The organism is Actinomadura rugatobispora (genome assembly GCF_042656285.1).
Taxonomy (GTDB): Bacteria; Actinomycetota; Actinomycetes; order Streptosporangiales; family Streptosporangiaceae; genus Spirillospora; species Spirillospora rugatobispora.
The window spans coordinates 165388-189291 of the sequence record NZ_JBHSON010000008.1 but is presented as its reverse complement, the minus strand read 5'-3'; the positions used below and the strand labels follow the sequence as shown (position 1 = coordinate 189291).

Below are 23904 nucleotides of genomic sequence, written 5' to 3'. Positions count from 1 at the left end.
CTATGTGTTGTTTCGGGCGGCCCGCAACTGGGTGTCAGGGAAGAGTAAAGTCGACGGCCGTCATCGAGCGGGCCCGCAAGCGCCGGCCGTCGCCGCGGCGAGAGATCGGAACCGTCGCGAATCAAAGGTCGTTGTCAGGGAAAGAGGCACCAAAACTAGGCAAACCGCACAGGCAGTGCCGGAGGTGACGGGTCATGGGCCGGCCCGCGTTCCGCGGCGGGGGGTGGCGCCGCGGGGGCAGGGGCCTCCGGCTGCTGGCCGGGTTCGTGATCGCGGGCATGCTGCTGGGCGCGGCCGCGGTGGCCCTGACCGGCTGGCGGACCGGCACCTACGACCGCGACATCCAGCGGCTGCGCAACGCGCTGCCGCCCGACTCGCGGCAGCGCCCGCCCCCCGACCCCGGGCAGAACTGGCTGCTCATCGGCTCGGACCTGCGCGGCGTCCCGGCCGAGCGTAAGTGGCGGCCGGGCGGTGGCGCCCGGGCCGACACCATCATGCTGCTGCACATGCCCGAGACCGGCGGCCGGGCCTATGTGATCTCCATTCCCCGGGACCTGTGGACGGGGGTCCCCGGCCGCGACCGGTCCAAGATCAATGAAGCGTTCGCGCACGGCGGCTCCCGGCTGCTGGCCGAGACCGTGGAGTCCCTCGCCGGGGTGCGGATCGACCACGTCGCCGCCGTCGACTTCACCGGCTTCAAGACCATGACCGACGCGCTCGGCGGGGTGGAGATCCACCTCGACGCGCCGATCCACGACCCCAGCAACGGGTGGTCCTGGCCCGCGGGCCGCAACGAGCTGGACGGGGACGAGGCGCTGCGCTTCGTGCGCGAGCGCAAGGGCCTGTCCGGCAGCGACCTGGACCGGGTCCGGCGCCAGCACGCCTTCCTCATGGCGCTGGCCGAGAAGGCGGCCGGCTCCGGCACCCTCACCAGCCCGTTCAAGCTGGACGCGTTCCTGAGCGCGGCCAGCCGGTCGCTGGCGCTGGACTCGGGGACCGAGTTCGGCACGCTGCGGTCCCTGGCGGTGCGGCTGGCGCGGATCGGCCCCGAGCGGGTCTCCTTCGTGACCCTGCCCACCGGCGGCAGCGGCTGGATCGGCGACCAGAACGTCCTGCTGCCCGACGAGGAGGCGGCCGACGGCCTCTTCGACGCCCTCCGCGAGGGGCGGCTGGACGGTCACATCGACCGGCACGACCTGGAGACCGACATCGACCGGGTCAACTGAGCCCGGATCGACCGGGCCCGGATCCCTGACCGGGGCGCTGACCGCGTACTCCTCGGTCAACGCGGCGCGCACGCGGGGCGACCTTCGTGTTTCCCCTCCGCCGCTCCGCACCTTCCGGTGGCCGGACTGTGCCATGCTGTGCGGGTGAACCGGGTTCGACGCACCCCGATCGGGGGCGTCCGGAGTGCCGAGGACGGCCGGGCGGCGGGGCCGGAGGCGGCGGCCGCCGCGGCGACGGCGCACTACCTCAACGGCGACCCGATCGACATGTCGGCGCTGGCCGCCGAGCTCGGCGTCGGCCGTGCCACCCTCTACCGGTGGGTCGGCAGCCGCGAGCGGCTGCTCGGCACGATCCTGGCGGAGATGACCGAGCGCACCTACCAGGTCGCGCTGCGCGGGGTGGGCGGCAGCGGACCCGAGCGGCTGCTGACCATGCTCGACCGGTTCATGCGGGCGGTGGTGGACGCCGCGCCGCTCAAGGCGTTCACCGAGCGCGAGCCGCGGCTGTTCGTGCGGCTGGCCACCACGCCCGGGCCGATCGAGGAGCGCGCCATCGCGCTGCTCAGCCGCGAGCTGCAGCGCGAGATCGACCGGGGCGCCCTGCACGTGGCGCTGCCCACCCGCACGCTGGCCCAGGCGATCGTCCGGATCTCCGACTCCTTCATGTACGCGCACCACCTGGGCGGCAGCCGCCCGGAGATCGACACGGCGCTGGAGGTCATCGAGCTGCTGCTGCGCCCCTCCGGCGGCGCCCCCGCGGTCGCCCACGCGGTCGCCCACGCGGTCGCCCCCGAGGCCGACGGGACCGTGCCGGGCCGCGGCGTTCACCGCTGACGTTGCTCGATCTCCCGGATCGCCCACTCCAGCCATTCGCGGCGCATCTCGGTGCTGCGCTGGCCGTACTCGAGGGCGAGGCGGCCGTAGATCGACAGGTTGTCGTCGTCCCATGGCACGGTCCGCGCGAGCCCGGCCAGCTCGTCCTGCCATCCGGCCACCTGCTCGGCCTGGCCGCGCAGGTACGCCACGGCCTCCTCCGGCTTCACCTGGCCGAGGAAGAAGACGCGCAGCAGGGGCTCGTCGCGGCGGGCGTTGCGCGGCTCGGTCTCCAGCAGCCAATGGCGCAGCGCGGCGCGGCCGGCCTCGGTGATCCCGTACGCCTTGCGCCCCCGCGGCCCCTCCTCCAGCACCTCGATGAGGCCGTCGGCGGTCAGCTTGCCCAGCTCGCCGTAGATCTGGCTCTGGGTGCCCACCCAGACGTTGGCGAGGGAGATCTCGAACGTCTTCAGGAGGTCGTAGCCGCTGGCGCCGTCCAGTTCGGCCAGCAGTCCCAGTACGGCGTAGCGGAGGCTCATGTTCCGAAGTATATCCATCGACGTTGACATGTCGCGTTAGGAATGTCGGCCGCCGTATGCCGGGACGCCGCGCCAGGACGCACTTACCGTCGGCGTTGAAGACTGGTACTACTGAATGAGTGAGCGACATCCCCCGCCGCGCGGTGACGCGCAGCGCCAAGCTGGCCTCGCTGCCCCTGGGCTTCGCCGGCCGGACGGCGCTCGGACTGGGCAAACGCACCCTTGGCCGACCCGCCGAGACGGTCGCCTTGGAGGTCCAGCGGCGCACCGCCGACCAGCTCTTCCGGGTGCTCGGCGAGCTCAAGGGCGGCGCCATGAAGGTCGGCCAGCTGCTGTCGATCTTCGAGGCCGGGCTGCCCGAGGAGGTGGCCGGGCCGTTCCGCTCGAGTCTGACCAAATTGCAGGAGGCCGCGCCGCCGATGCCGGCGGCCACCGTGCACCGGGTCATGGCCGAGGGGCTGGGCGAGGACTGGCGCGACCGGTTCGCCGAGTTCGACGACCGGCCCGCCGCGGCCGCCTCGATCGGCCAGGTGCACCGGGCCGTCTGGCGCGACGGCCGCGCCGTCGCCGTCAAGGTCCAGTACCCGGGCGCCGGCAAGGCCCTGATGAGCGACTTCAACCAGATCTCCCGGCTCAGCCGGCTCATCACCCCGCTGTTCCCCGGCGTCGAGGTCAAGCCGGTCGTGGCCGACCTCAAGCGGCGGCTGGAGAAGGAGCTCGACTACGACGACGAGGCCCGCGCCCAGTCGGCCTTCCACGACGCCTACGACGGCGACCCCGACATCCTCGTCCCCGCCGTGGTGGCGCAGTCCGGGCACGTGCTGGTCACCGAGTGGCTGGACGGCACCCCGCTGGCCAAGGTCATCGCCGACGGGCCCCAGGAGCTGCGCGACCGGGCGGGGCTGCTGCTGTTCCGCTTCCTGCTGTCGGGCCCGGCCCGCTGCGAGATGATCCACATCGACCCGCACCCGGGCAACTTCCGGATGCTGGACGACGGGCGCCTCGGCGTCATGGACTTCGGCGGCGCCGCCCGCGTCCCGGCCGAGCTGCAGTGGTCGATCGGGCGGCTGCTGCGGATCGGCACGCTCGGCACGCCCGAGGAGATGGTCGAGGCCATGCGCGAGGAGGGCTTCCTCGCCCGCGAGGGCGACATCGACCCCGAGCAGCTGGCCGCGCTGGTGTCGGCGCACGCCTTCCCGTTCGCCACCGAGCGGTTCCGCTACACCCGCGAGTGGATGCGCCAGGAGACCGCACGCGGCTTCGGCATCGCCACCGACATGCGGCCCGGCGGCCTGGCGCGGCACCTGCGCCTCCCGCCGCAGTACATGGCCGTCACCCGCGCGCTGACCAGCTGCGGCGGCGTGCTGTGCCAGCTGGAGGCGGAGGGAGACTTCCGCGCCGAGGCCGAGCGCTGGCTGCCCGGCTTCGCCGCGGGCGACGCCCCCGACGGCGCCGAGGACGCCGAAGGCGGCGGCCTCACCGGCCCTCCCGGGGTGCCCGGGCTGGCCGAGGGCGAGGCCACCGCCTAGCGCGTCCTGCCAGCGTACGGGCGCCGACCGCGGGGCCGGCGCCGCGTCAGGAGGCGAGGGCCTTGGCCTCTTCCTCCTCGACCCGGCGGTTCCAGTCGCGCTTGGACGACTGCCAGCCGTCCTCGTCCCGGCCGGACCGCCAGTAACCGGAGATCGACAGCCGGTCCATCGGCAGGCCCCGCTCGACCCGCAGGTGGCGGCGGAGCCGCTTCACGAAGCCGGCCTCGCCGTGTACGAAGGCGTGCACGTCTCCCGCGGGGAACTGCAGGGCCTCCACCGCCGCCACGAGGGCGTCGCCGACCGGGCCCCCGTCGCGGTGCAGCCAGACGATCTGGGCGTCCCCGGGAGTGGTCAGCTCCTGCTGCTCCTCCGGGCCCGTGACCTCGAGGAACACCCGGGTGGGAGCGCCCTCGGGAACGCGTTCGAGCGAGGCGCTGATCGCCGGCAGCGCGCTCTCGTCGCCCACCAGCAGGTGCCAGCCGGCCTCGGTGCTGGGCGCGTACGCCCCTCCCGGCCCCTGGAACCGCAGCACGTCGCCGGGCTTCGCGGCCGCCGCCCAGGGTCCGGCGAGACCCTCGTCGCCGTGGTACACGAAGTCGATGGTCAGCTCCACTGCCTCCGGGTCCCAGGCGCGCACGGTGTAGGTGCGGGTGCCGGGCCACTGCTCGCGGGGCAGTTCCGCGCGGATCGTCTCCATGTCGAACGGCTCGGGATAGGTCACCCCCGGCTGCGGGAAGAGCAGCTTGACGTAGTGGTCGGTGTATTCGCCCGCGCCGAAGCCCGCCAGGCTCTCACCGCCGAGCACCACCCGGATCATGTGCGGGGTCAGCCGTTCGGTGCGCAGCACCGTGCCGGTGTTCAGTGGACGACGCTTGCGTGCCGGCTCGTTCGCCATAGGTCCCTCCGATCGCGCTTATTAGGTAAGCCTAACCTCTCTGTTCGGGTGAAGGGAGAGACCGGCGCGCGCTTCCGGGCGGAGGGACCCTTTTCAGGACGCCCGGCTCGGGCCGGTCAGCCCCAGACCTCCTCGGCGGTCTCCACGATCAGCGCCAGCTTGGCCATCTGCTGGTCGCGGGTGAGCTCGTTGCCCTCGACGGTGGAGGAGAAGCCGCACTGCGGCGACAGGCACAGCCGCTCGATCGGCACGTACCGGCTCGCCTCCTCGATGCGCCGCTTGAGGTCGTCCTTGCTCTCCAGCACGCTGCTCTTGGTCGTGACCAGCCCGAGCACGACCGTCTTCCCCTCCGGCACGTACCGCAGCGGCTCGAACCCGCCGGAGCGCTCGTCGTCGTACTCCAGGAAGAACCCGTCCACCTGCAGCTCGCCGAACAGCGCCTCGGCGACGAAGTCGTAGCCGCCCTCGGCCGTCCACGCCGACCGGAAGTTGCCCCGGCACATGTGGGTGGTGACCCGCATCCCCTCCGGCCGCCCGGCCAGCGCGCCGTTGAGCTGCTTGATGTAGCGCAGGTGCAGGTGGTCGGCGTCGTCCCCGCGCGCCTTGATCATCGCGCGCTGCTCGGGGTCGTTGAGGTAGGCCAGGCTGGTGTCGTCGAACTGCAGGTAGCGGCAGCCCAGCTCGCCGAGCCGGCGGACCTGCTCGGCGTACGCGGCGGCCAGGTCCGCCCAGAACTCGTCCACGTCGGGGTACACGGCGGGGTCGATCGAGGCCGGCCCGCCCCGGTAGTGGACCATGTTCGGGGACGGGATCGTCAGCTTCGGCGTGACGCCCGTGCCCTCGGTCAGGTCCCGCAGGTGGGCGAAGTCCGCGGCGAAGATCGTCTCGTTGAGCGCGATCCGGTCGTGCACCCGCAGCGCCGCGGTGGTGAACTCGATGTCGCCGTTGCGCCGGTGGAACTTCACCTTGATCTGCTCGTCGGCGGGGCTGATCCCGCCCAGCCGGTAGATGAAGTCCATGTGCCAGGAGGTCCGCCGGAACTCGCCGTCGGTCGCCGAGCGCAGCCCCGCCGCGCGCTGGGCGGCCACCACCGAGCGGATCGCCTCGTCCTCGGCGCGGCGCAGCTCCTCGTCCTTGATCCTTCCGGCCGCGTGGTCGGCGCGGGCTCCCAGCAGCTCCGCCGGCCGCAGCAGGCTGCCCACGTGGTCCGCCCGGAACGGCGGCTCGTCTCGAAGGGCCATGGCTCTCCCTCTCGTGCTCATGCGGCTCCCGATGCCCGGGAGGACAGACGGGCCCGCACGGCCGGCACCAGGCCGCCGGGCATGAACAGCACGGCGGCGATGAGCAGCACCGAGTACACCGCGTACGACAGCACGCTCGGCGCGTAGCCGGGCATGCCCTCCATCGTGCCGACGTTGTTGAGCAGCTGGATCAGCAGCGTGATCGCGGCGGCGCCGGCCAGCGCGCCCCAGACCGTGCCCAGGCCGCCGACCACCGCCATCACCACGTACTCGACGGACAGCAGGACCGGGAACGAGCCGGGCGCGATGTAGCCGACGTAGTAGGCGTAGATGCCCCCGGCCAGCCCGGCGAACGCGGCCGACAGCGCGAACACCGCCAGCTTCGCGCGGCCCACCGCCACGCCCGCCGACTCGGCCGCCACCTCGCTGGTCGCCAGCGCCCGCAGGCCCCGTCCCTGCCGGGACTCGATGACGTTGCGGGCCACCAGCACGACCACGGCCACCGCCGCCCAGGTGATGAACGCGTAACCGCGGTCGTCCTCCAGCTCCAACGGGCCCGCGCCCAGCCGCGGGATGCCCTGCAGCCCGATGCTGCCGCCGAGGAAGTCCAGCTCGCCCGCCAGCGACAGCAGGATCAGCTGCGTGGCCAGCGTCGCGAACGCCAGATGGTGGCCGCGCAGCCGCAGCAGCGGGATCCCGATGACCACCGCGAACGCGGCCGCCACCAGCGGCGCCGCCGCCAGCCCGAGCAGCCGCGGCAGGCCGTGCACGCTCATCAGCCCGGCGGTGTACCCGCCGATCGCGTAGAAGGCGGCCTGGCCGAGCGACACCTGCCCGGCGTACCCCATGAGGAGGGAGACCCCGACGGTGACCATCGCGGCCAGGCCGAGCAGGATGAACACCGACAGCTGCCCCTCGCCCAGCGTGGCCGACAGCACCATGGTCAGCGCGAACAGCGCCGCCAGATGCGGCAGCCGGACCCCGGCCGCCTCGCCCCGCCCGCGCAGCCGGGCCAGCAGCCCGATCATGCGTTTTCCTCGTGGGGGGACGACCCCCCACACCCCCCGGCAAGAGCTGCGCTCATGCCCTCGCTTCGCTCGGTCATGCCGCCTCCTCCTGCAGAGCGGGGGTGCGGACGGCCTGCCAGATCATCAGGGCGAGCATCAGGCCCAGCGCCACCTCGATCTGGTACGACGCCTTCCCGTACCCGGCCACCATCGCCTCCGCCACGCCCAGCACCAGCCCGCCGGCCAGCGCCGCGCCGGGGCGCAGCAGCCCGCCGAAGATGGCCGCGGCGAAGCCGTTGACGATCAGCGTCACGTCCGAGTCGAACGAGATCGGCTGCAGCGGCGTCACCAGCACCCCGGCGATCCCGCCCAGCGCGCCGCCGAGCCCGAAGGCCAGCAGCCCCATCCGCCGCACGTCGATCCCGACCACCCGGGCCGCGTACGGGTTGGACGCGCAGGCGGTCAGGCCCTTGCCCGCGTACGTGCGGCCGAAGAACAGCGCCAGCGCCGTGAACGTCACCGCCGTGACCGCGATGACCAGCAGGTACTGCTTCTGCACGGTCGCGCCCGCGAGGGTGAACGACCCGCCCAGCCCGGGGAACGAGCGCGGCTGGTCGCCCCAGATCATCACCTCCACCGCGTAGGCGAGGATGCCGATGCCGAGCGTGATGATCAGCGAGGACAGCGGGGAGGTGCCGGGCCGGCCGATCGCCAGCAGCCCGACCAGCAGCCCGGCGCCGACCGCGACGCCGACCGCCGCGACCTCGGCGACCCCGTGCGGCAGCCCCGCCGCCAGGAACGAGGCCGCGCTCAGCCCCGCGACGACGGCGAACATCGCCTGGGCGAAGTTGACCACCCGGGTCACCCGGTGGACGGCCACCAGGCCGCTGCCGATCAGCGCGAACCCGCAGCCGACCGCCAGCCCGTTGATCAGGTAGCTGAGGAAGTCGCTCACTTGGTCTCCTGGATGGGGCCGCCCAGGTAGGCGCCCTCGACCTCGGGGCTCCCGGCCAGCTCGTCCGACGGGCCCTCGGCGACGATCCGGCCGGCCTCCAGGACGTAGGCGCGCGAGCACAGGTCGAAGGCCAGCCGGGCGTTCTGCTCGATCAGCAGCACGGCGGTGCCGCGCTCGGCGTTCAGCTCGGCCAGGTGGCGGGCCAGGTCGGCGATGACCAGCGGCGCCAGGCCCAGCGACAGCTCGTCCACCGCGATCACCTCGGGACGGGCCATCAGCGCCCGGCCGACCGCGACCATCTGCTGCTCGCCGCCCGAGAGGGTGCCGCCGCGGCGGTCCCGCAGTCGCCGGAGGCCGGGCAGCAGCTCGTACACCGGCGCGGTGTCGCGGTCCCTGACCCGCCAGGCGCCCAGCCGCAGGTTGTCCTCCACGGTCAGGTCCGGGAACAGCTGCCGCCCCTCGGGCACGTGCGCGAACCGTCCGGTCACCCGGACCGTTCCCGAGGCGGGCGCCACGATCCCCGACAGCGTGTCGACCAGCGTGGACTTCCCGGCGCCGTTCGGGCCGACCAGGGCGACCATCTCGCCGTCGCCGACGGTGAGCGACACCCGGTCCAGCGCGGTCGCCGACCCGTACCGGACGGTCAGCTCCTCGACCTCGATCACGTGCCGACCTCTTCGCCCAGGTACGCCGCGATGACCCGCGGATCGGACCGGATCTCCTCGGGGGTGCCGTCGGCGATGACCCGGCCCAGGTCCAGCACCGTGATCCGGTCGGCCAGCCGGGTCACCATCCCCACGTCGTGCTCCACCAGCATGATCGTCAGCCCGTCGCGGCGCAGCTCGGCGATGAGGCCGGCCAGCGCCTCCCGCTCGGCGGCGCGCAGCCCGGAGGCGGGCTCGTCCAGGAGCAGCAGCGCGAGGCCGGCGCACAGCGCGCGGGCCAGCTGCATCGAGCGCTGCTGGCCCAGCGGCAGCGACTCGGCCGGGCGGCCCGCCCAGTCGGACAGGCCGACCCGCGCGAGCGCCGCGTCCGCCCTGGCGCGGATCAGCCGCTCCTCGCGGTGGTGCCGGGGCAGCCGGAGCGCGGCCGTCCAGAACCCGGCGCGGGTGCCGGCGTGCGCGCCGACCATCACGTTCTCCCGCACCGACATGCCGCGGAACACGCGGGCGGCCTGGAAGACGATCGCGACGCCCAGCGCCGCCCGGGAGTGCGCGGGCAGCCGTCCCAGCGGCCGGCCGCGCAGCGCGATCGTCCCCTCGTCGGGCCGCAGATGCCCGGCGATCAGGTTGAACAGGGTGGACTTGCCGGCGCCGTTGGGGCCGATGATGCCGCGCAGCTCGCCCTCGCCGACGGCCAGGTCGACGTCCCGCACCGCGTAGACCCCGCCGAAGTGCCGGGACACCCCTTCGATCCGGAGCACCCCCTCACCCGCCGGCGACGGTCTTGGCCAGCTGCTCCCTGGCCCAGTCGGTGGGGATGAACTGGCCGTTCTTGACGGTGTTGACCGAGATGTACTCCGGGCCCAGGCCCGAGTGGTCGGTCGCGGAGTAGCGGAACCGGCCGTTGGGCGTGATCAGGTCCATGGTCTCCAGCGCCTTCTGGACCTTCTCGCCGTCGGTGCCGCCCGCCTTCCTGAGCGCCTCGAACAGCAGCAGCGCGGCGCTGTAGCCGTCCTGCGCGAACTGCGGCGGCGCGTAGCCGTGCTTCTGCCTGAACGGCCCGGCGAGCTGGTCGATGATCTGCTTCTGCGGGCCCGCCGGGAGGTGGTCGCCGACCACGCCGATGGCGCTCTGCACGGTGATGCCCTCGGCCGCCGCGCCCACCGGCTTCAGCCAGAGCGTGCTGGCCTGGGACGCGGTCAGCATGAGCGGGATCCTGACGCCGGAGGCGACGTACTGCTTGGTGACCGTGACGCCGGGCGCGCCGGTGCCCCAGAACAGGAACGCCTGGGCGCCGGAGTCCTTGATCCGGGTGAAGATCGGGCTGAAGTCGCCGGTGGTGGTCTCGTACGACTCGTCCTTGACCACCTGGACGCCGTACTTGGCGGCCAGCCGCAGGGTGGACCTGTGCCCGGCGACCGCGTAGCCGCTCTTGCTGTCGTGCGCCACCGCGATCTTGGTGATCTTCTCGTGCTGGAAGTACTGCAGGTAGCGCTCGGCGTACATGGCCGACAGCGCCGGGGTCACGAACACGTAGGACTTGATCGGCTCGACCTGCTCGGTGGCCGGGGCCAGCGACAGGTAGGGGATCTTGTCGCGCTGCGCGATCGGCTCGGCGGCCAGCGCGGAGTTGGAGAACACCGGGCCGATCACCGCGTCCACGTCCCGCTTGATCGCGTTGAGCGCCAGGACGGCCTGGTCGGGCTGGGTCTTGTCGTCCCGGAACACGATCTCGATCTTCCGGCCGTGGATGCCGCCCTTGGCGTTGACCTGCTCGACGGCCAGCTCGACCGCCTTCTTGTCCTCGCTGCCCAGCGGGGCGTAGTTGCCGGTGAGCGAGGTGATCAGCCCGATCTTGATCGGGCCGGAGCCGCCGCCGGAGGAGTCCCCGCAGGCGGCGGTGAGCGGGAGGAGGAGGGCCAGCGCGGTCAGCGCGGCCAGGCGGCGGGAGGAGCGGCGGGGGGAGGGACGTCGCACGGCTACCTCCAGGGAGGTGGGGCGGCTCACCGGGCGCCTCTCGAATCTAGGCACCCTCCCTACCCCGGTCAAGAATCTGCCCACGGTGCTCTGCACCTTCTCTCGGTCGGTTCGGACGTGGTGTCGGGGGTGGTTCCGAACTGCGCGGGGGCTTGCTGGTGGGGCTCGCTCTCGAGATGTCTCGCTCTTCAGATGTGCCGTGCTCGGGGCCGGGGCCGGGGCCGGCTAGGGGCTGCCGAAGTCGGCGCGCAGCGGCTGCTTGAGCAGCTTGCCCGCGCCGTTGCGCGGCAGGGCGCCGGTGAACACCACCGACTTGGGGATCTTGTACGGGGCCAGCCGGCCGGCGAGCGCGGCCAGCACGTCCTCGGCGGTCAGCCCGGAGCCGTCCCGGGCCACCACGACGGCGCGGCCGACCTCGCCCCACTTGTCGTCGGGCACCCCGATGACCGCGCACTCCAGCACGTCGGGATGGGCGAGGACGGCGTGCTCCACCTCGGCCGGGTAGATGTTCTCCCCGCCCGAGATGATCATGTCCTTGATCCGGTCGACGATGTAGGCGTAGCCGTCCTCGTCGACCCGGGCGGCGTCGCCGCTGCGGAACCAGCCGTCGGTGAACGCCGCGGCGCTCTCCTCCGGCAGCCCCCAGTAGCCGCGGAAGACGTGCGGCCCGCGCACCACGACCTCGCCGGTCTCGCCGGGCGCGGCGGGGCGCAGCCCCGGCTCGCCGGCCGCCACCACGCGCACGTCGCTGAAGAAGTGCTGCACGCCCGCCGACCCGGCCTTGCTCTCGGCGTGCTCGGCGTCCAGGAACAGCACGCCGGGCGCGGCCTCGGTCATGCCGTATCCCTGCAGGAACGTCAGCCCGCGCTCGCCGTAGGCGGCGATGAGCGTGGGCGGCACCGGGGCGCCGCCGCAGGTGAGGATGCGCAGCGAGGACAGGTCGGCGCCGTCCCAGCGCGGCGAGCGGGCGACCGCCTGGAACATCGCGGGCACCCCGAACATGAATGTGACCCGGTGCTCCTCGATCAGGTCGAAGGTGGCGCCGGGGTCGAACCGGGGCACCAGCACGCACCGGCCGCCCTTGAGCAGCACCGGCAGGGTGAGCATGTTCAGGCCCGCGGTGTGGAACAGCGGCGCCGACACCAGGGCCACCTCGTCGGCGGTGAGGTCGTGGTCGATCAGCACGTTGACCGCGTTCCAGGTGAGGTTGCCGTGCGTGAGCATGGCGCCCTTGGCCCGCCCGGTGGTGCCGGAGGTGTACATGATCATGCACAGGTCGTCCGGGCCGACCGCCTCGTCGACGCGGTCGGCGGCGGCCCCGGCCAGCAGCGCCTCGTAGTCGTGCGCGCCGCCGCCCGCCTCGGCGCCCTCGAGCGCGATGTGGGCGCGGACGTGCGCCGCGCCGCGGACCTCCTCGACCAGCGAAGCGTGCGACGGCCCGTACACGAGCACGGAGGTGCCCGAGTCGGCGAGCTGGTAGGCGATCTCCGGTGCGGCCAGGCGGGTGTTGAGCGGGACGAACACCGCGCCCAGCGTCCCGGCGGCGAACAGCGTCTCCAGGAAGGAGGGGTGGTTGGCGCCGAGGTAGGCGACCCGGTCGCCGCGCCGGACCCCCAGGGAGCGCAGGCCGTGCGCCAGCCGGGTCGAGCGCTCGTCGAGCTCGGCGTAGGTCAGGGTCCGGCCGTCGTGGACGAGGGCGGCGCGGCGGGGGGTCTTCCGGGCCCGGCGGGCGGGCCAGGAACCGAGTCCCTCGTTGTGCATCGATGCTCCCTGGATCATCGGATCAGGAGTCGGGGCGGGCTGGAGTAGTGCGAAGATAGGCGGATCCATTGCGGCAGTCAACAATCTGCCGAACATCGTTGCCGGGCCCTTACCCTGACCGCATGGGAGCCGAATCCTTGGACCGTACCGACCCGACCCCGCGGCCCCAGTCGCTGATGCTGACCTTCCTGGGAAACTACGTCGTGCGGCGCGACATCGCGGTGTTCTCCGGCAGTTTCATCGAGGTGTTCGGCCGGCTCGGGGTCGGGGAGCACGCCATCCGCTCCACCCTCACGCGGATGGCCGGCCGCGGGCTGCTGGCGCGGCACCGGCGGGGCCGGCGGATGCACTTCGGGCTCACCGGGCGCTCGGAGCGGATCCTGCTGGACGGCGAGGCCCGGGTGTGGCGGCGCGGCGCCGTCAACGCAGACTGGGACGGCCGCTGGACCGTGCTGTCGTTCACCATGCCGGAGTCGTGGCAGCGGCAGCGGCACGACCTGCGCTCCCGGCTGGTGTGGGCGGGGTTCGGGCCGCTGGGCAACGGCATCTGGATCGCCCCCTCGCGGGTCGACGTAAGCGAGGTGGTCGCGCCCGGCGGGCGCGACAGCGGCTTCGCCGAGCGGGTCAAGGTCTTCCACGGCACGGCCGAGGAGCCGACCGACGTGGGCCGGATGATCCGGGACGCGTTCGACCTCGACGGGCTGGCCGCCGGGTACCGGGCTTTCCTGGAGCGCTGGGACCGTCCCGAGCCGCTGCCGGCCGCCCCCGACGACCTGGCCCGCTTCCTCTGGATGATGACCGAGTGGCTGGGCCTGGTGCGGGTGGACCCGCGGCTGCCCGTCCAGCACCTGCCGCCCGAGTGGCCCGCGGTGCGCGCCCAGGAGGTGCTGCACGAGCTGCGCGCGCGGTACGAGAGCGGGGCCCGCGCCATCGCCGACGAGCTCATCGAGTTCGTCCCGGTGCCCTGCCCCGGGCTCGCGTCCCCGGCGTGACGGGGGCCACGCTCAGTCGAGCGGGTCGAAGCGGTGGGCGGCCCAGAGGCGGCGGGAGAACGACTCCGCGCCGGTGACGTCGTGCGGCGCCACGTCGAGCACGTGCGTGGTCGCGGTCTCCGGGTCGGGGCCGTGCGTCGGCCAGCCGGGGTCCCCGGTGGCGGCGAACGCGGTCCACGCCCGGCGGATCCGCTCCGACAGCGCCGCGGCCTCCTCCGGCGGGGGCGATCCGATGGCCAGCGCGGCGATCCCGGCGTCGAGGTTGCCGAAGGTGAGCGGGACGTCCAGCCCGTGGCAGGCGCCCAGGGCACCGTCCATGGCGGGGGAGGGCCAGGTCAGCTCGTAGGCGAACGCGGTGCCTCCGGCCTCGGCCTGCGCGGTCGCCAGGTGGGCGCTGGGCATGCGGAACAGCCAGTCCGAGCAGATCAGCGCGTACAGGTCGTCGGCGCCCGCGCCGGGGTGGGCGGAGCGGTAGGCCGCGGCGGCGCCGGCGGGCGCGATCGCCTCCGCCGTCACCGCCAGGCGCTCGCCGGTGATCTTCCCGAACAGCCCGCCCATGACCATGAACAGCCGGTACTCGTCGCGGTTGAAGCCGGCGATCAGGTCGATGTCGCGCGCGGCGCCCGCGGCGACGGCCCGCCACGGCGTCTCCGGCAGCGTCTCGCCGTCGACCACGGGGGAGAACGCGACGGCGGTGGACGCGACCGGCCCCCAGGTGTCGAAGTCGTCGCGCATGGTGGCCGAGAACGCGTCGGCCGCGCCCAGCAGGTCCTCGGGCGGCGTCCCCTCGAGGTCGTCCAGCGTCGCGGCCCTGCCCAACTCGCCGGCGATCCCGGCGCCGAGCCGCGCGGCGAGGCCGGCGGAGAAGAACGTGCCCGGCACGCTCTGCGCGACGGCCCGCCGGAACAGCCCGCGGGCGGACGGCATCGCCAGCAGCGAGGCGATCGAGCCCGCGCCCGCCGACTCGCCGAACACCGTCACCGCGTCCGGGTCGCCGCCGAACGCGGCGATGTTGTCGCGCACCCAGCGCAGGGCGGCGACCTGGTCGAGCAGCCCCCGGTTGGCGGGCGCCCCGGCCAGTGTCCCGAACCCCTCGAAGCCGACGCGGTAGTTGAAGGTCACCACGACGACGCCCGCGCCGGCCAGCAGGGCGCCGTCGTAGTCGGCCTGGCCCGAGAACCCGGCCATGTACGCGCCGCCGTGCAGCCACACCATCACCGGCAGGCCCGAGCCGCCCGGGTCCGGGGTCCACACGTTGACGGTGAGGCAGTCCAGGCCCTCGTCCGCCGTCCAGGACGGCATGCCGAAGACGGCGCCGGACTGCGGGGGACGGGGGCCGAACGCGACGGCGTCGCGGACGCCGTCCCAGGGCTCGGGCGGCAGGGGCGCGCGCAACCGGCCCGCGCCGAACGGGGGCGCGGCGAACGGGACGCCCTTGAACACCGCCGCCGTCCCGTCGATCCCTCCGCGCACGGTGCCGGACGCGGTCTTCACGACGGGGGCGGGGGTGCCGTCCAGGGTTCGGGTCACGGTCTCGGCCTCCTCGCGGGAGCCCCGGGCGGGGCGGAACTCCGTCTCAGGACGTGCGGGTCCTGGCCACTTCCGCGGCCACCGCGCGGAACGCGGTCTCGGTCTCATCCTGGCCGAGGATCGTCGCCAGCGTCGACTTCACGATGACCACCTTGTGTTCGGGCGAGACGTAGATGTGCTGCCCGGCCAGGCCGGTGGCCATGAAGTCGCCGTCCTCGCCGAGCCACCAGTGCAGGCCGTAGCCCTCGTTGAACGGCGCCGAGGGCCTGGTCGACTCCTTCACCCACGCCTCGGGCACGACCTGGCGCCCGTTGGCCCGGCCGCCGCGCAGGTACAGCAGGCCGAAGCGGGCGAAGTCGCGGTCGGTGGCGTAGTAGCAGCAGTAGCCCATGCTGTTGCCGTTGGAGTCGTTGCCGAGGTGGACGCTCGACGCCATGCCGCCGGGCCGCCACAGCTTCCGCTCGACGTAGCGGTGGTAGGGGACGCCGGTGGCGCGGCCGACCAGCCAGGCCAGCACGAAGGAGTTCATGGACGTGTACTCGAACCGGCTGCCCGGCTCCCACCCCCGTTTGCGCTGCCTGGCCATGGCCGGGAGCGGGGAGCCGAGGCTGGCGGCGACGTGCACGGGCGGCACGTCGAGGGCCTCCTCCCAGGCGATGCCCGACGACATGCGCAGCAGATCGCGGATCGACACGCCGTCGTAGCCGGAACCGGCCAGGTCCGGGAGGTACTCGGTGACCGCGTCGTCGATGGAGCCGATGGCGCCCTCGTCCAGCGCGATGCCGACCGCGGCGGAGGTGAAGGACTTGGCCATCGACCAGGACTGGAAGCGGGTGTCGCGGGTGGCGAACGAGTAGCGCTCGAAGACCACGTCCTGGCCGTCGGCGGCGTCCAGGACGACGAACCCCTGGGTGCCGGTCGTGGCCAGATACTGGTCGAGGGTGCGCCGCCGCCCGTCGTGGGTGTAGGTGACGTCGAGCCTGCGGGGCGCGTCGCGCAGCACGACCGGGTCACCGGAGGGCCGGAGCACGTCGAAGCCGCGGGTCGCCTCCCTGGCGGCGGCGGGCGGCGGGGCCGGGCGCGGATCGGCCTGGACGGCGGGTGCGGTGCCGATGACCAGGACCGCCGCCGCGGCGGCGGCACCGGCGGCAAGGGTTCTGCTGCGCAACGCGGACCTCCCTGGGTGGGATCATCGAGCCGATGATCATCATGATGATGATCAAGGGATGCCCAGATCGTCCACGTCCGACGCCGGAGAGTAAATGTGCGTGTGCAACGAACCGCGGGGCCGGCCCTGTGGCCGGGCACACCGTTCGCCGGTACGTTCGGGACACCGCAGCCCCGCACCTCAGCCCGCACCTCAGCCCGCACCGCCGCGCACCCGTGGAGGAACACCGATGCCCGTGCTCGCCGAACTGATCGCCGCCCTCGCCGACGGATCGGTGGAGGTGGTCGACCTCACCGCGCCGCTGTCGGAGTCGACGCCGATCCTGCGGCTCCCCGAGCCGTTCGCCAACACCGTCCCGTTCGCGCTCGAGGAGATCAGCCGGTACGACGACCGCGGCCCCGCCTGGTACTGGAACGACATCCGCACCGGCGAGCACGTCGGCACCCACTTCGACGCGCCCGTCCACTGGGTCACCGGCCGCGACGGCGAGGACGTCTCCCAGGTCCGTCCGGGACGCCTGGTCGCCCCCGCCGTGGTGCTGGACGCCTCGGCGCACGCGGCCGCCGACGACGACTTCCTGCTCCAGATCGACCACGTGCGGGAGTGGGAGAAGCGGCACGGCCCGCTGCCCGAGGGCGGCTGGCTGCTCTACCGCACCGGATGGGACGCCCGCGCCGGGGACCAGGACACCTTCCTCAACGCCGACGAGAACGGCCCGCACACGCCGGGGATCTCCGCCGAGTGCGCCCGCTGGCTGGCGGAGGAGACGCCGATCCTCGGGCTGGGGGTGGAGACCGTCGGCACCGACGCGGGCGCCGCGCACGGCTTCGAGCCGCCCTTCCCCTGCCACTCCTACTTCCTGGGCGCGGGCAAGTACGGCCTCACCCAGCTGCGCAACGTGGACGCGCTGCCGGTGCGCGGCGCGGTCCTGGTCGCCACCCCGCTGCCGATCGTCGGCGGCTCCGGCAGTCCCGCCCGCGTGCTGGCCCTGGTCGAACGGTGAGCGCGGGACCGCCGGACGTCGCCGCGGCGGTGGGCGACGCGCTCGTACGGCTCGGCGCCGGAACCGTCTTCGGCGTGGTCGGCAGCGGCAACTTCCACGTCACCAACGCCCTGGTCGCGGGCGGCGCGCGGTTCGTCGCGGCCCGGCACGAGGGCGGCGCGGCCACGATGGCCGACGCGTTCGCGCGGGTCTCCGGCGGGCTGGGCGTGCTGTCGGTGCACCAGGGCCCGGGGCTGACCAACGCGCTCACCGGGATCACCGAGGCCGCCAAGAGCCGCACCCCGCTGCTGGTGCTGACCGGCGAGGCGGCGGCGGGCGCGGTGCGCTCCAACTTCCGGATCGACCAGGCGGCGCTGGCCGCGGCGGGCGGCGCGGTGCCCGAGCGGGTGCACTCGCCGCGCACCGCGCTGGCCGACGTCGCCCGCGCCTGCCGCACCGCCGTGGCCGAGCGCCGCACCGTCGTCCTGGGGCTGCCGCTGGACGTGCAGGCCGCCGAGTACAGCGGCGCGGAGGGGCTGGGCCGTCCCGTGGCCCGTCCCGCGCTCCGGCCGCCGGCACGCTCCACGCCCGGCGCCGGGACGCCGTTGCGCGATGTCTTCGCGCGGCCCGCGCTGGTGGCGTTCCTGGCGGTGGCGCCGCCGGCCGGGGTCGCGCGGCTGGCCGACGCGCTGGCGGCCGCCCGGCGGCCGGTGTTCATCGCCGGGCGCGGCGCCCGGCTGTCGGGCGCCCGCGAGCCGCTGCGCGCCCTGGCCGCGCGCTGCGGCGCGCTGCTGGCCACCTCGGCGGTCGCCCGCGGGCTGTTCCTGGGCGACCCGTACGACCTGGACGTCAGCGGCGGGTTCGCCACCCCGGCCGCCGCCGAGCTGATCGCCGGGGCGGATCTGCTGGTCGGCTGGGGCGCGTCGCTGAACATGTGGACGCTGCGCCACGGCGGCCTGGTCGGGAAGGGCGCCGCGGTCGTCCAGGTCGACCTGGACCCGCAGGCCCTCGGCGCGCATCATCCGGTCGACCTCAGCCTGATCGGGGACGCGGCGGAGACCGCCCGCGCCGCCGAGGCCGAGCTCGCCGCCCGCGACCACTCCTCGCCCGGGTACCGCTCGGCCGGGCTGGAGGAACGGCTGTCGCGCGAGCGGCGCTGGCGGGACCACCCGTACGACGACGACTCCGACGGCTCCCGGATCGACCCGCGCACGCTGTCGATCGCCCTGGACGACCTGCTGCCCGCCGAGCGCACCGTAGCCGTCGACTCCGGCAACTTCATGGGCTACCCGGCGATGTTCCTGGACGTCCCGGACGCCGACGGGCTGGTGTTCACCCAGGCGTTCCAGTCGGTCGGGCTGGGCCTGGCCACCGCGATCGGCGCCGCCGTGGCCCGTCCCGACCGCCTCACCGTGGCCGCGCTCGGCGACGGCGGCGCGCTGATGTCGGTCGCCGAGCTGGAGACCGCGGTGCGGCTGGGCCTGGGCCTGCTGGTGGTGGTGTACGACGACGAGGCCTACGGCGCGGAGGTGCACCACTTCGGCCCGGACGGCCATCCGCTGGACACCGTCACCTTCCCGCCCGCCGATCTGGCCGCGATCGGGCAGGGCTTCGGCTGCCGGGCCGTCACGGTGCGCAAGCGCGAGGACCTGGGCGCGGTGGCCGACTGGCTGGCGGGGCCGCGGGACCGGCCGATGGTGGTGGACGCCAAGGTGACCGCGAACGCCCCGTCCTGGTGGCTCGAGGAGGCGTTCCGGGGCCACTAGGGGCGTTCGGGGCGGGCGGCGGTCACCGGCGCAGGGCGATGGCCGCGTGGAGCACCCCGGCCAGCGCGGCGCAGGCGAGGAGCAGCAGGCCGATCACGTACGACCCGGTGATCGCGTGCGCGGCGCCCAGCAGCAGCGCCGGGACGAACGCGGCCGGCACGCCCACCGCCCAGGCCAGGCCCGTCACCGCGCCCGTCCGGGACGGCTCCGTGCACCGGGCGACCAGCGCGAACACACCCCCGGCCGCCACCCCCAGCGCGAACGCCAGCAGTGTGAACGACACCGCCTCGGCGATCCCGGCCGCCGGCCCCGCCGTGATCACCAGCGTCAGCGCGGCGGCGAGCCCGAGCGCGTCGACCAGCAGCCGGCGGGGCCCGATCCGGTCCGCCAGGAACCCGCCCGCCGGCCACGCCACGACCGCCCCGAGGGCGAACGCGGCCGCCTGCGCGGCGGCGGCGCCGGGATCGGTGCCGTACACCTCGCGCAGGTAGGTCGGCAGGTAGAGCGGCATGGCCAGGAAGCCGCCGAAGGCCAGCGCGTACGGCGGCCACGCCCGCCGGACGACCGGCAGCCGCCGGGCGGCCCGCACCCGCGGCCCCACCAGGTCCTCGGAGGTCTGCCAGCCGGGCGCGTCCCGGGTGAACAGCAGCATCGCGGCGGCGGTCAGCCCCACCACCGCGGCGGTCGCCAGGTAGGTGGCGGTGCGGCCCGCGGCGTCCGCCAGCCACGGGACGAGCAGCGCCGACAGTGCTATGCCGGCCGAGGCCGCCGCCCCGACCACCCCGGCCACCAGGCCCCGCCGGGCGGGTTCGTACCAGGCGTTGCAGAACGGGACGCCGACCGCGAAGGCGGTCCCGGCCACGCCCAGCGCGAGCGCGCCCGCGACCATGAACGTGAACGAGGTGTCCATGAACGCCAGGTACAGCACCGGGAAGAAGGCCAGGAAGCCGACCACGGCGAGCATCACCTGGCCGCCGTACCGGTCGGTGAGCGCGCCGACCGGGACGCCGCCGAGCGCGCCGGCGACCAGCGGCACCGCCGACAGCAGCGAGACCTCGGCGGTCGACAGCCCGAGATCGGCGGCGTAGCCGGGCGCCAGCGGGCCGATCATCGTCCACGCCCAGCAGTCGACCAGCACCGCCCAGGCCGCCAGCGCGAGGTAGGCGTGCCGGCCGCGCGGCGAGGTGTCCGCCGCGGTGGCCCCGGCTATGGCGTCCATGGCCGCCATCCGGCCCCCTAAAAGATCGTCACGGTCCGCTATGAACGCTTGCCCGCTGGGCATGGTCTCGGTCGTGAGCGCGCCGCCGCGGGGGCCGGGGCCGCCACGCTGCACCCGTACCCGCATCGGCGGGCTCCGACGCCTCCCGGCCGGTCCAGGGGCATCGGCCGGGTCCCGCCGGCGATCGCCGACCGGCCGGCACTGACCGGCTCCTCGCGGTCGCGCTCAGACATAGGTCTCACGTCACACCGCCCCGAGGAGGAGACATGGCGGAACGACTGGGATTCCCTCCGCTGGCCCGCGAGATGGCCGCGGAGTTCGCCGGCACGATGATCCTCATCCTGTTCGGCGTCGGAGTGGTGGCGCAGGTGGTGGCGGGCGGCCTCGGCAACCACGACAGCATCGCCTGGGCCTGGGGCATCGGCGTCACGATGGGCGTGTACGTCGCCGCCCGGCTCAGCGGCGGCCACATCAACCCGGCGGTGACCCTCGCGCTGGCGGTGTTCAGGCGGCTGCCGTGGATCAAGGTGGCCCCCTACATCCTGGCGCAGTTCGCGGGGGCGTTCGTCGCCGCGCTGATCGTCCGGTGGAACTACACCGAGGTGCTGGCCGCGTTCGACCCGGGCCACACGGTCAAGACCCAGTTCGTGTTCAGCACCCTGCCCGGCAACGGCACCCTGCCGGTGGACCTGTGGGGCGGCTTCCGCGACCAGGTGATCGGCACCGCGATCCTGCTGTTCGTCGTGATGGCCCTCACCGACCTGCGCAACAACCCGCCGCTGGCCAACCTCACCCCGGTCGTGATCGGCCTGCTGGTGGTGGGGATCGGGATGGCGTGGGGGACCAACGCCGGATACGCGATCAACCCGGCCCGCGACCTCGGCCCGCGGCTGGCGCAGTACCTCACCGGATACAGCGGCGCGTGGCGCGACCAGCACGGTGATCTCTACTTCTGGGTGCCGATCGTCGGTCCCCTGATCGGCGGCGTGATCGGCGCGGGCCTGTACCTGCTCCTCGTCGGCCGCAACCTGCCGCCCGAGGATGAGGCGGTCCCCGAGGACGAGCTCAAGCCGGAGTACGACCCGGAGAACTCCTGACCCGTCCATGCAACCGCGCCGATCCCGGCGCCCGACCCGGCAGAAAGGACCAGCACCCGGTTCATGATCTTCGATCACGGCGGCAACGAGATCGCCCGCCACCAGCTCGAGCACGAGCAGATCCTGCCCCGGGCCGGCTGGGTGGAGCACAACCCCACCGAGATCTGGGAACGCACCCGCGCCGTCATCGAGACCACCCGCAACACCGCGAACCTGCGCCACACCGACCTGGCGGCGCTGGGCGTCACCAACCAGCGCGAGACCACGGTCGTGTGGAACCGGCGCACCGGGCGCCCGTACTACAACGCCATCGTCTGGCAGGACACCCGCACCGACCGGATCGCGGCCGCACTGGAACGCGACGGGCGCGGCGACACCATCCGGCACCGGGCCGGGCTGCCGCCCGCCACCTACTTCTCCGGCGGCAAGATCCAGTGGATCCTGGAGAACGTCGAGGGCGTGCGCGAGGACGCCGAGCGCGGTGAGGCGGTCTTCGGCAACATCGACACCTGGGTGCTGTGGAACCTCACCGGCGGCATCGACGGCGGGGTGCACGTCACCGACGTCACCAACGCCAGCCGCACCATGCTGATGGACCTGGAGACCCTCGACTGGGACGACCAGCTGCTGTCGTTCTTCGGCGTGCCGCGCGCCATGCTCCCGGAGATCAGGCCGTCGTCGGCGCCCGACCCGTACGGGGCGACCCGGGCGTCCGGGCCGCTGCGCGGCGAGGTGCCGCTGTCCGGCGACCTCGGCGACCAGCAGGCCGCCACCGTGGGCCAGGTCTGCTTCGCGCCAGGCGAGGCCAAGAACACCTACGGGACGGGCAACTTCCTGCTCCTCAACACCGGCGGCGAGCTGGTGCGCTCCAAGGCCGGGATGCTCACCACGGTCTGCTACCAGCTGGGCCACGAGGCCCCGGTGTACGCGCTGGAGGGCTCGATCGCGGTGACCGGGTCGGCGGTGCAGTGGCTGCGCGACCAGCTCGGGATCATCTCCGGCGCCGCGCAGAGCGAGTCGCTGGCCCGGCAGGTCGACGACAACGGCGGCGTGTACTTCGTGCCCGCGTTCTCGGGGCTGTTCGCCCCGTACTGGCGCAGCGACGCGCGCGGCGCCATCGTCGGCCTGTCCCGCTTCAACAACAACGCCCATCTCGCGCGGGCCACCCTCGAGGCCATCTGCTACCAGTCCCGCGACGTGGTCGAGGCGATGCGGGCGGACTCGGGCGTCTCCCTGGACGTGCTGAAGGTCGACGGCGGGGTCACCGCCAACGAGCTGTGCATGCAGCTGCAGGCCGACGTCCTGGGCGTGCCGGTGTCGCGTCCGGTCGTCGCCGAGACCACCGCGCTGGGCGCCGCGTACGCCGCGGGCCTGGCCGTCGGGTTCTGGCGCACGACCGACGAGCTGCGGCAGAACTGGAACGAGGACCGCCGCTGGGAGCCCGAGTGGGACGAGGAGCAGCGGGAGAAGGGGTACGCGGGCTGGCGCAAGGCCGTCGAGCGCACCTTCGGCTGGGTCGAGGTCGACTAGCCGCGCGCCGATCCGTCGCGGCCGGGGGCCTGGCGGCGGAAGGAGGCGGCGATCTCGTCGACGACGCGGAGCACGGCCACCGACTCGTCCAGGGGCAGCAGCGGCGACTCGGTCAGGCCGAGCCGCAGGCACCGCGCGACCTCCTCGGCCTGGTAGGTGTAGCCGTTGCCCGCCAGGTCCACCGTGAAGACCTCGGTCTCCCCGCCCGCGCGGGTCAGCGTCAGGGACTCGGGCCGGTAGAACGGTGAGGCCAGCTCGATGCGGCCCCTGGTCCCGACGACGGTGGCGGTGTGCGGCGACTCGCCCATGAGCCCGCAGTGCAGCAGCGCCACCGCGCCCGAGCCGTACCCGAGCAGGATCCCGGTGTTGGCGTCCACGCCCGTCGGTGCCGGTGACGCGGTGGCCTGCACGCTGTCGGGCGGGCCCAGCAGCGGCCAGGTCACCGACAGGACGTAGCAGCCCAGGTCCAGCAGCGCGCCCCCGGCCAGGTCCGCCGACCACAGCCGGTGCTCGGGATCGAACGGCGGCGCCGTGGCGAAGTCGGCGTACACGGCCGAGACGTCCCCGATCGCGCCCTCGCCGACCAGCGCGTGCAGCCGCCGGGTCAGCGGGCTGAAGCGCGTCCACATCGCCTCCATGGCGAACACGCCGCGGTCGCGGGCGATCGCGGCGAGCCGCTCTGCGTCGGCCGCCGATGTGGTGAGCGGCTTCTCCACCAGCACCGCCCGGCCCGCCTCCAGGCACAGCCGGGCGGGCTCGAAGTGCACGGGGTGGGGCGTGGCGACGTAGACGACGTCCACCTCGCCGTCGGCCGCCAGGTCGGCGTACGAGCCGTGGGCCCGGCCGATGCCGTGGCGGGCGGCGAAGGTCGCGGCGGTCGCGGCGGAGCGGGACCCGACGGCGGCGACCTCGTGCCCGTCGAGGCGGAGCAGGTCGGCGGTGAAGACCTCCGCGATCCCGCCCGTGCCCAGGATTCCCCAGCGAATCGGTTCGTCGGCCATGCGGTACATCGTAC

At 73.9% G+C, this 23904-nt stretch carries 21 protein-coding genes; 8 read left to right on the top strand and 13 right to left on the bottom strand.

Annotated features, from left to right (window positions below):
- The first annotated feature begins 194 nt into the window (after positions 1–194).
- Entirely contained in the window at positions 195–1226 is a 1032-nt protein-coding gene (locus tag ACFPZN_RS08125) for an LCP family protein (protein WP_378281189.1), read from the top strand.
- A 144-nt stretch (positions 1227–1370) separates the two neighbouring features.
- Complete coding sequence (locus ACFPZN_RS08120) at positions 1371–2060, top strand: QsdR family transcriptional regulator (protein WP_378281188.1); 690 nt, start codon at positions 1371–1373, stop codon at positions 2058–2060.
- Here the strand turns inward: ACFPZN_RS08120 and ACFPZN_RS08115 are convergent.
- Positions 2051–2578 carry a PadR family transcriptional regulator gene (locus ACFPZN_RS08115; RefSeq protein WP_378281187.1) on the bottom strand — a complete coding sequence of 176 codons (528 nt, stop codon included), beginning with the start codon at positions 2576–2578 and terminating at the stop codon, positions 2051–2053. The two genes, ACFPZN_RS08120 and ACFPZN_RS08115, sit on opposite strands and share 10 nt — an antisense overlap.
- Before the next feature lie 119 nt (positions 2579–2697).
- Between ACFPZN_RS08115 and ACFPZN_RS08110 the strand changes: the two genes are divergently transcribed.
- Positions 2698–4107, top strand: a complete 1410-nt coding sequence (locus tag ACFPZN_RS08110) for an ABC1 kinase family protein (RefSeq protein WP_378281186.1) — start codon at positions 2698–2700, stop codon at positions 4105–4107.
- A 46-nt stretch (positions 4108–4153) separates the two neighbouring features.
- Here ACFPZN_RS08110 and ACFPZN_RS08105 read toward each other — a convergent pair whose 3' ends face one another.
- The 8 genes from ACFPZN_RS08105 to ACFPZN_RS08070 all read right to left on the bottom strand — a co-directional run bounded on the left by ACFPZN_RS08105 (position 4154) and on the right by ACFPZN_RS08070 (position 12605).
- The gene (locus ACFPZN_RS08105; RefSeq protein WP_378281185.1) at positions 4154–5002 is read right to left on the bottom strand and encodes a siderophore-interacting protein; all 849 of its coding nucleotides are present in this window, start codon (positions 5000–5002) and stop codon (positions 4154–4156) included.
- Positions 5003–5118: 116 nt separating this feature from the next.
- Positions 5119–6243 carry a 5-methyltetrahydropteroyltriglutamate--homocysteine S-methyltransferase gene (locus tag ACFPZN_RS08100; protein WP_378281184.1) on the bottom strand — a complete coding sequence of 375 codons (1125 nt, stop codon included), beginning with the start codon at positions 6241–6243 and terminating at the stop codon, positions 5119–5121.
- Between the two features lie 17 nt (positions 6244–6260).
- The gene (locus ACFPZN_RS08095; RefSeq protein WP_378281183.1) at positions 6261–7271 is read right to left on the bottom strand and encodes a branched-chain amino acid ABC transporter permease; all 1011 of its coding nucleotides are present in this window, start codon (positions 7269–7271) and stop codon (positions 6261–6263) included.
- Between the two features lie 73 nt (positions 7272–7344).
- Positions 7345–8205: a branched-chain amino acid ABC transporter permease gene (locus ACFPZN_RS08090; protein ID WP_378281182.1), complete on the bottom strand. Its 861-nt coding sequence runs from the start codon at positions 8203–8205 to the stop codon at positions 7345–7347.
- Positions 8202–8870, bottom strand: a complete 669-nt coding sequence (locus ACFPZN_RS08085) for an ABC transporter ATP-binding protein (protein WP_378281181.1) — start codon at positions 8868–8870, stop codon at positions 8202–8204. The genes ACFPZN_RS08090 and ACFPZN_RS08085 overlap by 4 nt, the downstream gene beginning before the upstream one ends.
- Complete coding sequence (locus ACFPZN_RS08080; RefSeq protein WP_378281180.1) at positions 8867–9628, bottom strand: ABC transporter ATP-binding protein; 762 nt, start codon at positions 9626–9628, stop codon at positions 8867–8869. The genes ACFPZN_RS08085 and ACFPZN_RS08080 overlap by 4 nt, the downstream gene beginning before the upstream one ends.
- A 4-nt stretch (positions 9629–9632) precedes the next feature.
- On the bottom strand, positions 9633–10844 hold the full coding sequence (locus ACFPZN_RS08075; RefSeq protein ID WP_378281179.1) for an ABC transporter substrate-binding protein: 1212 nt from the start codon (positions 10842–10844) through the stop codon (positions 9633–9635).
- Between the two features lie 225 nt (positions 10845–11069).
- Complete coding sequence (locus ACFPZN_RS08070) at positions 11070–12605, bottom strand: acyl-CoA synthetase (protein WP_378281178.1); 1536 nt, start codon at positions 12603–12605, stop codon at positions 11070–11072.
- A gap of 122 nt (positions 12606–12727) precedes the next feature.
- Between ACFPZN_RS08070 and ACFPZN_RS08065 the strand changes: the two genes are divergently transcribed.
- Positions 12728–13597 (top strand): PaaX family transcriptional regulator, encoded by an 870-nt coding sequence (locus ACFPZN_RS08065; protein ID WP_378281177.1) that lies wholly within the window; start codon positions 12728–12730, stop codon positions 13595–13597.
- Positions 13598–13609: 12 nt separating this feature from the next.
- Here ACFPZN_RS08065 and ACFPZN_RS08060 read toward each other — a convergent pair whose 3' ends face one another.
- Together ACFPZN_RS08060 and ACFPZN_RS08055 are read right to left on the bottom strand one after the other, a co-directional pair.
- Positions 13610–15127, bottom strand: a complete 1518-nt coding sequence (locus tag ACFPZN_RS08060; protein WP_378281176.1) for a carboxylesterase/lipase family protein — start codon at positions 15125–15127, stop codon at positions 13610–13612.
- Positions 15128–15173: 46 nt separating this feature from the next.
- A complete protein-coding gene (locus tag ACFPZN_RS08055; RefSeq protein WP_378281175.1) occupies positions 15174–16295 on the bottom strand; it encodes a serine hydrolase domain-containing protein in 1122 nt (373 codons plus the stop codon).
- A 229-nt stretch (positions 16296–16524) separates the two neighbouring features.
- Here ACFPZN_RS08055 and ACFPZN_RS08050 point away from each other — a divergent pair, with 229 nt between their 5' ends.
- Positions 16525–17298, top strand: a complete 774-nt coding sequence (locus tag ACFPZN_RS08050; protein WP_378281174.1) for a cyclase family protein — start codon at positions 16525–16527, stop codon at positions 17296–17298.
- Positions 17295–19043 (top strand): thiamine pyrophosphate-binding protein, encoded by a 1749-nt coding sequence (locus tag ACFPZN_RS08045; RefSeq protein ID WP_378281173.1) that lies wholly within the window; start codon positions 17295–17297, stop codon positions 19041–19043. Before ACFPZN_RS08050 ends, ACFPZN_RS08045 begins: the two co-directional genes overlap by 4 nt.
- Positions 19044–19065: 22 nt before the next feature.
- Here the strand turns inward: ACFPZN_RS08045 and ACFPZN_RS08040 are convergent, their stop codons facing one another.
- On the bottom strand, positions 19066–20271 hold the full coding sequence (locus tag ACFPZN_RS08040) for an MFS transporter (RefSeq protein WP_378281172.1): 1206 nt from the start codon (positions 20269–20271) through the stop codon (positions 19066–19068).
- A 257-nt stretch (positions 20272–20528) separates the two neighbouring features.
- Here ACFPZN_RS08040 and ACFPZN_RS08035 point away from each other — a divergent pair, with 257 nt between their 5' ends.
- On the top strand, positions 20529–21359 hold the full coding sequence (locus ACFPZN_RS08035) for an MIP/aquaporin family protein (protein WP_378281171.1): 831 nt from the start codon (positions 20529–20531) through the stop codon (positions 21357–21359).
- 21 nt (positions 21360–21380) lie between these two features.
- Positions 21381–22889, top strand: coding sequence for a glycerol kinase GlpK (gene glpK, locus ACFPZN_RS08030; protein WP_378281200.1), 1509 nt, complete (start codon positions 21381–21383; stop codon positions 22887–22889).
- Here glpK and ACFPZN_RS08025 read toward each other — a convergent pair.
- Positions 22886–23890, bottom strand: a complete 1005-nt coding sequence (locus tag ACFPZN_RS08025; RefSeq protein WP_378281170.1) for a Gfo/Idh/MocA family protein — start codon at positions 23888–23890, stop codon at positions 22886–22888. The two genes, glpK and ACFPZN_RS08025, sit on opposite strands and share 4 nt — an antisense overlap.
- Between the last annotated feature and the right edge of the window lie 14 nt (positions 23891–23904).

Excerpts from the sequence above, each read along its gene's own strand:
- ACFPZN_RS08065 (WP_378281177.1), top strand. The coding sequence starts at position 12,728 with ATGGGAGCCGAATCCTTGGACCGTACCGACCCGACCCCGCGGCCCCAG.
- ACFPZN_RS08115 (WP_378281187.1), bottom strand. The coding sequence starts at position 2,578 with ATGAGCCTCCGCTACGCCGTACTGGGACTGCTGGCCGAACTGGACGGC.
- ACFPZN_RS08125 (WP_378281189.1), top strand. The coding sequence starts at position 195 with ATGGGCCGGCCCGCGTTCCGCGGCGGGGGGTGGCGCCGCGGGGGCAGG.
- ACFPZN_RS08025 (WP_378281170.1), bottom strand. The coding sequence starts at position 23,890 with ATGGCCGACGAACCGATTCGCTGGGGAATCCTGGGCACGGGCGGGATC.
- ACFPZN_RS08070 (WP_378281178.1), bottom strand. The coding sequence starts at position 12,605 with ATGCACAACGAGGGACTCGGTTCCTGGCCCGCCCGCCGGGCCCGGAAG.
- ACFPZN_RS08100 (WP_378281184.1), bottom strand. The coding sequence starts at position 6,243 with ATGGCCCTTCGAGACGAGCCGCCGTTCCGGGCGGACCACGTGGGCAGC.
- ACFPZN_RS08050 (WP_378281174.1), top strand. The coding sequence starts at position 16,525 with ATGCCCGTGCTCGCCGAACTGATCGCCGCCCTCGCCGACGGATCGGTG.
- ACFPZN_RS08095 (WP_378281183.1), bottom strand. The coding sequence starts at position 7,271 with ATGATCGGGCTGCTGGCCCGGCTGCGCGGGCGGGGCGAGGCGGCCGGG.
- ACFPZN_RS08105 (WP_378281185.1), bottom strand. The coding sequence starts at position 5,002 with ATGGCGAACGAGCCGGCACGCAAGCGTCGTCCACTGAACACCGGCACG.
- ACFPZN_RS08040 (WP_378281172.1), bottom strand. The coding sequence starts at position 20,271 with ATGGCGGCCATGGACGCCATAGCCGGGGCCACCGCGGCGGACACCTCG.
- ACFPZN_RS08035 (WP_378281171.1), top strand. The coding sequence starts at position 20,529 with ATGGCGGAACGACTGGGATTCCCTCCGCTGGCCCGCGAGATGGCCGCG.